Annotated in this window: 9 protein-coding genes; 4 read left to right on the top strand and 5 right to left on the bottom strand. The window is 31.6% G+C overall.

The genetic code is table 11. The features are described 5' to 3' along the window. Both VW161_RS03560 and VW161_RS03555 read left to right on the top strand, forming a co-directional pair. On the top strand, positions 1-767 hold a 767-nt coding region (locus VW161_RS03560; RefSeq protein WP_325192713.1), incomplete at its 5' end, for an Ig-like domain repeat protein. Positions 768-988: 221 nt separating this feature from the next. After that, complete coding sequence (locus VW161_RS03555; protein ID WP_304105518.1) at positions 989-1939, top strand: bile acid:sodium symporter family protein; 951 nt, start codon at positions 989-991, stop codon at positions 1937-1939. A gap of 94 nt (positions 1940-2033) precedes the next feature. Here the strand turns inward: VW161_RS03555 and VW161_RS03550 are convergent, their stop codons facing one another. Next, complete coding sequence (locus VW161_RS03550; protein WP_304089074.1) at positions 2034-2564, bottom strand: YgjV family protein; 531 nt, start codon at positions 2562-2564, stop codon at positions 2034-2036. Between the two features lie 173 nt (positions 2565-2737). On the opposite strand from VW161_RS03550, the gene VW161_RS03545 reads away from it, so the two are divergent. Further along, on the top strand, positions 2738-3571 hold the full coding sequence (locus VW161_RS03545; RefSeq protein ID WP_325192712.1) for a PfkB family carbohydrate kinase: 834 nt from the start codon (positions 2738-2740) through the stop codon (positions 3569-3571). Between the two features lie 76 nt (positions 3572-3647). Here the strand turns inward: VW161_RS03545 and VW161_RS03540 are convergent, their stop codons facing one another. Continuing rightward, positions 3648-5105, bottom strand: coding sequence for a dihydrolipoyl dehydrogenase family protein (locus VW161_RS03540; protein ID WP_325192711.1), 1458 nt, complete (start codon positions 5103-5105; stop codon positions 3648-3650). 406 nt (positions 5106-5511) lie between these two features. On the opposite strand from VW161_RS03540, the gene VW161_RS03535 reads away from it, so the two are divergent. After that, a complete protein-coding gene (locus VW161_RS03535; RefSeq protein WP_304093864.1) occupies positions 5512-6393 on the top strand; it encodes a cation diffusion facilitator family transporter in 882 nt (293 codons plus the stop codon). Between the two features lie 18 nt (positions 6394-6411). On the opposite strand, the gene VW161_RS03530 is transcribed toward VW161_RS03535, so the two are convergent. From VW161_RS03530 to VW161_RS03520, 3 genes are all read right to left on the bottom strand, one after another. Then, positions 6412-8076, bottom strand: a complete 1665-nt coding sequence (locus VW161_RS03530) for an AMP-binding protein (protein WP_325192710.1) — start codon at positions 8074-8076, stop codon at positions 6412-6414. Between the two features lie 100 nt (positions 8077-8176). Next, positions 8177-8746 (bottom strand): helix-turn-helix domain-containing protein, encoded by a 570-nt coding sequence (locus VW161_RS03525; protein ID WP_304089081.1) that lies wholly within the window; start codon positions 8744-8746, stop codon positions 8177-8179. A 182-nt stretch (positions 8747-8928) separates the two neighbouring features. Next, positions 8929-9348, bottom strand: coding sequence for a hypothetical protein (locus VW161_RS03520; protein ID WP_325192709.1), 420 nt, complete (start codon positions 9346-9348; stop codon positions 8929-8931). Positions 9349-9890: the final 542 nt, after the last annotated feature.

Genomic DNA, 9890 nt, shown 5'->3' with positions numbered 1-9890 from the left:
CTAACCACACTGTTGCTACTAATACTAGTAAGATTTTTGTGACTCCAGCTCCTTCTGCCGTTAGTGCTGAGGATGTTGAAGTTACTTATGGTGAGCCTATTACTGTTAATGTTGCTAGCGAGAATGCTACTGGTGTGACTTATGTCATTACTGGTGAAGGTGTTGAATTGTCTGGTACTGTTCAAGATGGTGTTATCACTATTGATAAGGATTATTTATTAGCTGGTGAATACACTGTTACTTTGACTACTCAAGTTGATGCAAATCACACTGTTGCTAATAATACTAGTAAGATTACTGTTAATAGGTTAAGTATAATTATTGAAACTACCACTACCATTTCTGATGCTAGCGGTAAACCTGGTGAAACTGTAACTTTAGATGTTGAAGTTACTACTGAAGATGGAACTCCATTTAATGGTGATGTTGTAATTACTTGCCCTGATGGTAAGAAAGTGACTGTCACTGTTAAAGATGGTAAAGGTCAATTCGATTGGACTATCCCTGAAGATGCTAAAGCTGGCGATGAATATCAATTCACTGCTACTTTCAAAGGTAATTCAACTTACCTTGCATCCAGCGGAAATGGTACTGTAAGTGTTTATGAGGATGAACCTCAACCTGAACCTCCTGTACCTGAAGAACCTGAGGAACCTGTACCTGAAGTAGTTCCAGCTAAAATGTTAAACACTGGTAACCCATTAGTTGCTTTATTAGCAGCATTCGTCTTAATCGGATTAGGCTTAAAACGTAGAGAAGAAGAATAAACAGTTTTTAGGAGATTTATAATCTCCTTTCTTTTATTTTTTTAAAATTTAACCTTTTTTTCTTTTTTATATTTTTTACAATTCTTGTTTTTTTTTATCATGCAATAATTAGTTCGCATTATATGGAATTATTTTAAAAATTTTATAGATTTAATTATTTTTTTTTTTTAGCAATGTCACAATCTAAAGATTTATAAATAGATTTAACAAATATTAATTTTATGAAAATATTTTTTAAATTAGTTGAGAAATATTTCTTTATAATTATTCTACTTGCTGTATTTATTGCCATAACCATTCCAAGTTCATTTAATTGGGTTATGGAAGAGTTTATGGGAGTAAATATAATAAATGTTCTTTTAGGAATCATTCTCTTTGGAATGGGTACAACACTAAAAATAGATCACTTTGTAAATGTATTCAAAAGGCCTAAAGAGATTCTAATTGGAGTCAGTACCCAATATTTGCTGATGCCTCTTATAGCATTTGCAATTGCAAGTCTTTTTCACTTGAATGAAGCATTGGCTGTTGGGCTTGTTCTTGTTGGAACAGTTCCTGGTGGAACAGCATCTGATGTAATTACCTTCTTAGCAAAAGGGGATTTGGCCCTTTCAGTATCCCTTACTGCAGTATCCACTGTAATTTCACCTATCTTAACTCCAATTATCACATTGATTCTAATTGGAAATACAATAGCATTCAATCCTGTTGATATGTTCATTTCTATTGTGCAGATTGTAATTATTCCAATAGGTTTAGGATTGTTCCTCAATTATAAATTCCCAGACTTTTGTGAGGAATTGAAGGATTACTTGCCTGCATTGTCTTCTGTTGTGATAGCAATTATCGTTGCTGGTGTGATTGGTGTAAACAAGGAAGCAATTATCAGTTCATCCCTTGTAATAATTGCAGTGATTGTTTTGCAATATTTCATAGCAATGGCTTTAGGATTTGTAATAGCTTATATTTCTGGAATGAAAAGAAAGCAGATGATTACAATTGCAATAGAACTTGCTTTCCAGAATTCAGGGTTATCTACAAGCCTTGCTAAAACACATTTCCCAGCATTGACTTTAGCGACAGTTCCTGGTGCATTGTATTCTGTATGGCAAAACTTTGCAGGATCAATTCTTGCATATGTCTTTACAAAATATTTTAGTAATGAAGAGTAATTCTTAAAGTATTCACTCTTCAAATATTTTCTTTTTTTATTATCAAGCAATTAATACAGTAATTATTAATTTATTTATTATTTAAACTATTTTTTCATCTTTTCTCACTTTCTTCTTTAATTAACTTAAATAATGAAACAAATCCTATAAGGGCTGTAATCACTTGAGTAAGACATGATACAATATCATATATTCCTATAAAGTAAACTGCATAGATTAAAACATTAACAATAAATGCTACCTTAATCCATTTGATTGTTTTCAAGTAATAGTTGCAAATGGTAAGCTGTATGATTCCAATCATAGGCAATAGTCCAATCAGGCCCATTGTATTTATTATTGGACAAATGATTAGGGTAATTATAATGAACATTATTGCTAATTTGGAAGTAAGCTTTTCATTCATAACCAAGTAATTCCTTGCCGCTGCAATGAGCATTGTAAGTATTCCTGTCCATGAAAGGAAAAAAGCAGAGGAAACAGTAAGAATAAGCGCTTCAATAACCTGATATTTATATGCCTCTCTTTTATCATTGACTACGCAACTTAAGATAAGTGCAATTGATGCAAAAAAAGATATTATGTTTCCAATGATGATGTTAAGGGGCAAACTTAAAATATCCATTCTATTACCTTTTTGCTGATTTATTATTTTATCAAAAATAGTTCCTGTTTATATTAATTTAATTTCTTTTTTATACTAATTAATCTTTCACTAAGTTTATATATTTCTAAAGAGAAAATAATTTTAAATTAGGAATTTTATTTTTTTCTTTAAAACAATAAAGATTGATTGCCATGACACTTGTATTAATTGGACCAGCATGTGAAGATCTAATAATAATTGGAGATGAGGAAAGCTCTAAAGTAGGTGGAGCCAGCTTTTTCCAAAGCTTTGTTTATGAAGAGTTTTACAATGATTACTTAGCAGTAGTGAATGCTTCAAATGCTGACTTGATTGATGAATTCCCAAATAAGTCAAAAGTAAAGCTAATTTTAAAGGATGATACTCATCATTTCATTAATGAATATCCTAATAAGGATAATCTGGATATGAGAAAGCAATCAACCAACTTTGCAGATATACCTATACTTGCTGATGAGATAAAGAATATTCTTGATGAATGTGAAATTGATGATCGTGATATTGATGCATTTGTCCTGACACCACTTAACAGCAATGACTTTCCAATTGAAACTTTGGAATTTCTGAAAACTTTTGAAGTTCCAATATTTATTTCACTTCAAGGTTTTTTAAGATTCAAGGATGAAAACAATTCGATGGTATTAAAACTATCCGATGACCTAAAATATGTTTTTGATATAAGTGATACAATTTTCATGGATGAAGGCGAATTTGATATCATAAAATGTGGAAAATTTGAAGGTTCAACATTTGTTGTAACAAATGGAAGTAGAGGTTCAAGAATTGTTGATAGTAATGACACAACTATTAAAATAAATGCAGTTAAATGTGATGATATTGTAGATGCTACTGGATGTGGTGATACTTATATGGCTGCATATATATCAGCAAGATTAAAAAACAAAACTTTTAAAAATTCTGCAGATTTTGCATCAATGATAGCAAGTCAAAAATTGGAAAATTTTGGACCATATAGAAAATCATAAAAAACTTAAAAAAATAAAAATTCAGAAAAAAAATAAAAAAATTAAAAATAGAAAAATAGGAAAAATAAATTCCTATCTAAAATGTATAATGAATGTTGTGCAATTTGTACAAGCATACTGAACTGCTTGAAGGGAATGCATAAATCATATGGTCAAGATCTTCAAGGCTGATTTTTTGATTGATGATGAATGTAAACATATTCGCCACATTCTCGGCATCTGCTGCCATGATTTCTGCACCGACTATTTGAAGGTCCTTATCTACAATTACCTTAGCTTCAGCGGTTCTGTCGTTTTTAAGCTCAAGTGAATAGGATTTTCCGTATTGGATTCTATGCACTTCGTAGTCATCACTCTCTTCAGCTACAAAAGCAGGAACTCCAACTGTTGCTATTCTTGGAATTGTATAAGCAACTGCAGGAACTACAGGATAAACTATTTTTTCAGGATTTTCCTCCAATAATGCCTTTCCAAGGTATTTTGATTGATGGATTGCAACAGTTACAAGCTTTGCGATTCCACTATCTGCCACATCACCGCTTGCATAGATATTAGGAACTTCAGTTTGAAGGTATTCATTAACCTTAATTCCTCTATTGGTATATGTCAAACCTACGTTTTCAAGACCAATGTCATCTACATTTGCTTCTCTTCCCATAGCTGCAATGACATAGTCTCCTGCTAAGCTTAAACCGCTTTCACAGTTAACTGTAAATGCATTTTCATAAGCTTTATTATCGATTTTAGCATCAGGATCCCTTAATTTATCATCAATATTCAATGCATTTTCAAGATTAAGAACTCTTTTTTCAGGATTATCGATTGCAACATTCTCATCCTTAATGATTTCTCTAACGGTTTCATTGAAGTGGAATCTGATGTTTTTCTCTTTAAGTATTTCAATTACATGTTGAACATATGGCTGGTGGAAGTATTTCAATGCCCTGTCTCCTCTGATGATTACATCCGCTTCAAGACCTGCCTCTGCAAGGATTGATGCAAATTCCATTCCTACAAATCCTGCACCAATGATTATTGCATGCTTTGGAAGCTCATCAATGTCTAAAAAGTCAGTGCTGTCATGTAAGTATTCCTTTCCAGGAATGTCTGGAATTGCAGGTTTCAAACCAGTACAAATGACTATTTTCTCTGTGGTGAATTTCTCTTCTCCAACTTGAACGGTATGCTCATCAATGATTATTCCTCTTCCATGAGCAACATCAAGGCCATATTCCTTGAATTTTCCATCAAGGAAAGGAGCCATATTTGCAATTCTCTTACGTTTCAATTCCATTAATGCAGTCCAATCCACATCAAAATCGCCGGATTTTCCACAGCCTTCGAAATTGTCTGCCAATGCCTTTATTTCATATGGGGCATCAAGGATTGCCTTTGAGTTGCAACCTCTGTTTGCACATGTTCCACCATATAGGCTTTCTTCAACGATTAATATTTTAAGGCCTGCTTTTCTTAAGAAACGGCCTCCTTGCCATGCTGCATTTCCACTTCCAATATATATTACATCATAATCCATATTAATTCCTCTAAATATTATATGTAAAAAATAGTAGATATTATTTATTATTTTTAAAAGTTTTTATTCTTTTTGATTTTTTTCTATCATTATTATTTTATATATTTTTAAATTAAATAGTAAAACATATAAAATTATAAGAGTTTGCAATTTAATATAATATGATATTGATTCAATTAAAAAAATCTTTAATCTATATTTTTATATTTGGGTTTTTAAAAGATAATGTAGGCTTTTGCCAATATCTGATTCAAAAGAATTTTTCTTTATGCAGTTATAAAGAAAAAATGTGAATGGCTTTATGGGACTTTAAAAACTCTTTTATAGAATAATTGTAATTTTTTTATTCTTTCTAAAATTGTTATGATAGAATTTAATTTCAAGATCTTGATAAAAGGAGGATACTTTGATTAAAAAAAATTTCAAAAAACATAATGTACATAAAGAAGCTAGCGAAAACCTTTCCATTGCATTGGTTTTAAATATAATATTTAATATTATCGTTATCAGCGGAGGAATTTTCACGAATAGTGTAGCAATCCTATCTGATGCTTTGCATGATTTAAGTGATACAATTTCAATATTGATTGCGTGGATTTTGGAAAAATTTTCCATTAGGAAATCCAATGATAATTTTACTTACGGTTTCCAAAGATTATCCATTTTTGGAGCCTTATTTAATTCCACTATAGTCCTCCTAGTCTCTATGACTGTTGCTTATGAAGCATTGCATCGACTATTCATAAGCCAATCTCCTGATGCTTCAGGCATGATCCTGATTGCTATTTTAGGCATAATATTTAAAGGAGCCTCTTTAATTAGATTGCATAAAGGAAGAACATTTAATGAAAAGGCCATTTCTATTCATATGCTTGGAGATGTATTCGAATGGGTTGCTCTTCTAATAGTCAGTTTGATTTTATATTTTGCAAACATTCCAATTCTCGATCCAATTGCATCTATTTTAGTAAGTGTTTGGGTTATCTATAATTTGGCCAAAACATTAATTGCAAGCGTTAAAATACTTTTGCAATCAAGTCCAAGCAATATTGATGTTGATTCATTAAAAAAAGATTTATTAAGTGTTAATCATGTTGAATCAATTGATGATTTTCATATTTGGTCATTGGATGGAATAGAAAATGTTCTCACATCCAAGCTTAGATTATCAGTGAATAGTGAAAATGTTAATGGTATTGAGTCAACACTAGCTGACTTAAGGAAAGTGGCTATTGGTTATGGTATTGATGAAACAACTTTTGAATTCACATATTTAAAAAATAATTGAAAGAGGGGTTAAGGAGAATTATAATTCTCCTCTTTCTCTTCTCTCATCGAGAAGCCTTAATCCGATTTCACCTAATTTGTATTTTTGGATTTTACCACTTGTGGTAAGTGGGAACTCATCTACAAAGAACACATATTTAGGAACTTTATATCTAGCAATGCTGCCGATACAGAAGTCTCTGATATCCGCTTCAGTAACATCATCGTATCCAGGTTCCTTGATAATGAATGCACCAACGATTTCACCGTATTTCTCATCAGGAATACCTGCTACCTGAACATCCTGTACACATTCATGAGTGAAGAGATACTCTTCGATTTCTCTTGGATAGATGTTTTCTCCACCACGAATGATCATGTCCTTGATTCTTCCTACAATTGAGTAGTAACCTTCCTCATCTACAGTAGCTAAGTCTCCAGAGTGTAGCCATCCATCCGGTTCAATGGTTTCAGCGGTTTTTTCAGGCATATTGTAGTAACCTTTCATTACATTGAAACCTCTGCACATGATTTCTCCAGTTTCTCCAGGTCCAAGTTCCTCACCGGTTTCAGGATCTACAATCTTAACTTCAATATTAGGGAATTTTCTTCCTACAGTATTGATTTTTTTCTCAAATGTATCCGCTGCATTGGTTTGAGTAAATCCTGGTGCTGCTTCAGTAAGGCCGTATACACTGGTAATTTCCTTCATGTTCATCTTTTCAATTGCATCTTTCATGGTTTCAACCGGACATGTGGAACCTGCCATGATACCAGTTCTAAGTGAAGACATATCAAACATATCAAACATCGGATGGTTCATCATTCCAATGAACATGGTTGGAACTCCATAGATGGATGTGCATTTTTCCTTTTGAATTGATGAAATTGCAAGAAGAGGGTCATATTCTTCAAGCATAATCATAGTGGAACCATGTGTAATGACTGCCATCACTCCCAGTACAGTTCCAAAGCAGTGGAATAAAGGCACTTGTAAGAGAAGCCTGTCAGCAGGAGTATAATTCATGTTTTCTCCAATGTAATATCCGTCATTAACAATGTTACGGCTTGTAAGCATTACTCCTTTAGGGAATCCCTCAGTACCACTTGTATATTGCATATTGATTACATCATGTTGTGTAACGGAATCCTTAACTTTCTGATACTCATCATCATCATAGTTCATTCCAAGAAGCAATAATTCATTTGTATTGAACATTCCCCTATGCTTTTCCTGCCCTACATGGATAATGTATTTTAAGCAAGGGAATTTTTCACTTTTCAAATTTCCTCTTGCACTTGTTTTCATTTCTGGAACAAGTTCATTAATGATATCAAAATAGCTTGTATCCCTAAATCCATCAGTCATTGCCAATGCTTTCATATCTGACTGTTTCAAAACGTATTCTAATTCATGGGATTGGTAAGCTGTGTTCACAGTAACGATTGTTGCACCGATTTTAGCGGTTGCAAACATAAATGTTAACCATTCAGGCACGTTTTTAGCCCAAATGCCTACATGGTCTCCTTTTTTTATTCCGATGGAAAGTAGACCTTTAGCCATATTGTCTACTCTTTCATCAAACTCTTTATATGTGAATCTAAGGTTTCTGTCGGGGTAAACGATAAATTCATGATCAGGTTGCTTTTCAACTTGGCTCTCAAAGAATTTTCCAAGTGAAAGTTCAGTAAATAGTTCACTCATTTTTTCACCATTTTCATAATAATATCAGTTAATCTTTATTTATAATTTAATATTTGCTCTTTTTAATTTGCTTTCGTATAAAGGTTAAATCACTATTGGCTTAATAAGGAGTGTATAAAACAGCTAATATTTTTGCTTTGTCTCCACTTGAGTGTAAATGATGTGGTACAACTGAATCATAGAATATGCTGTCACCTGCAGCTACAGTAAACTTGTCTTTACCGTATTCCACTTCAATTTCGCCTTCTAATACATAAATGAACTCTTCTCCTTCGTGTGATGATAACTTGTAGTCTTCTTCAAATGTAATGTCAATTATGTATGGATCGATATTTCTGTCGATTTTACCTGCACCTAATGAGTGGAATTCTAAATTACTTGCATTAGTCACATCTTCTCTTCCGGAGAAGTATAATACATTGTTTGGTTTTCCTCCTCTTACTACAACAGGTCCAAGCTGTGGTGTGTCGTCAAGGAAGGTTCCCACTCTTACTCCAAGAGCTTTTGCCATTTTGGTTAATGGAGTGAGGGAAGGAATGATTTCACCATTTTCCATAGCTTGAAGAACTTCTAATTTCACGTCACTTTTTTCTGCAAGTTCTTCAATGCTCATATTTTGTCTTTCTCTAATGCTTTTTACCTTTAAAGCAAATTCTTTGTTTTCTTTCATTTTTTCACCTTTAGACATGGATTTTTTTTTAAAATTTGATATTTTTATATTTTTTAATTCTATATTTAGTTTAATATAATTAGAAAAATTTCTAAATTTTCTTTAACGAGTAATTTTACATTAAATGGTTTAAAAAAGAGAATAAAGAAGCAATAAATTTAATAAAAAAAGATTAATGGTAGTTATTCATCATCACCAATATCTGCAGAACCAGAATTTGATTGGGAATCTGAATTATCTCCTCTACCATTCTCATTGCCGTTTGAATTTGAGTTACTGTTATGATTACTGTTATGATTACTGTTTGGATTGGTGTTTCCATTATCATAACCATCATCATTGTCTTCAATAGTGGAATTTGAATCTGTTTCATTATCAGTTTCATTAACTTCTTCTACTTTTTTTGGTTCATAAACCGCATTTATAGTTGCTGGAACAAAATTGTCGTTATCCAATGCAATCATCTTGTCAGTATCATTTATTCCTGGAAAGGATGAACTAACAAAATCCCCTGTAAATGCAGCTGCAAAATTACTCAATCCCAAGGCAAGGACGGCAATAACCAAAAATATGCAGAATTTAGCTTTTCTATCAACTTTCAAATTCTCACCTCTTAGAAGTTTATTTATTAATATATTTATAAATTAATATAATTAAGAAAATAATTTTCATTAAATGGATATACATTATAAATTTTTATTTAAATAGTATTTATATATTATGGTAAAATTATCTTTTCTATGCTTATTTCTCTTTTATTCCGTAATTTGCTTAACTTAAAGCATCAAAATCATTTATCCTTGTTAATTATTTCATTTATTTAGTTTATTTCCTTATTTGCTTTTAGCAATTTGTTAAGGGGAATATTTATATACTTAAAAAACATATAGTATTATGTCGGAAGTCGGAAGCCGTCTTCCGATAGGAAATAAATAATTTCATTTTATGAAATTAGTTTATGATTATATTTCAACTGCAACAAATATTAAAAATTAATATAATTCTTAAATTTAATCTAAAATAAGTCTAAAACATCAAATTTCATTAATTAATTACTTTATTGATCAAACTTAATTACTAAACGCGTTTATTAAAAAATCATTAAGATTTTTTGAAATTATTTATTTCCTTAATTTTATTATTA

The organism is Methanobrevibacter ruminantium, from assembly GCF_016294135.1.
In the GTDB taxonomy this organism is placed as follows: domain Archaea; phylum Methanobacteriota; class Methanobacteria; order Methanobacteriales; family Methanobacteriaceae; genus Methanobrevibacter; species Methanobrevibacter ruminantium_A.
Note: the sequence above shows the minus strand (reverse complement) of the source record. Positions and strands in the feature narration are given on the sequence as shown.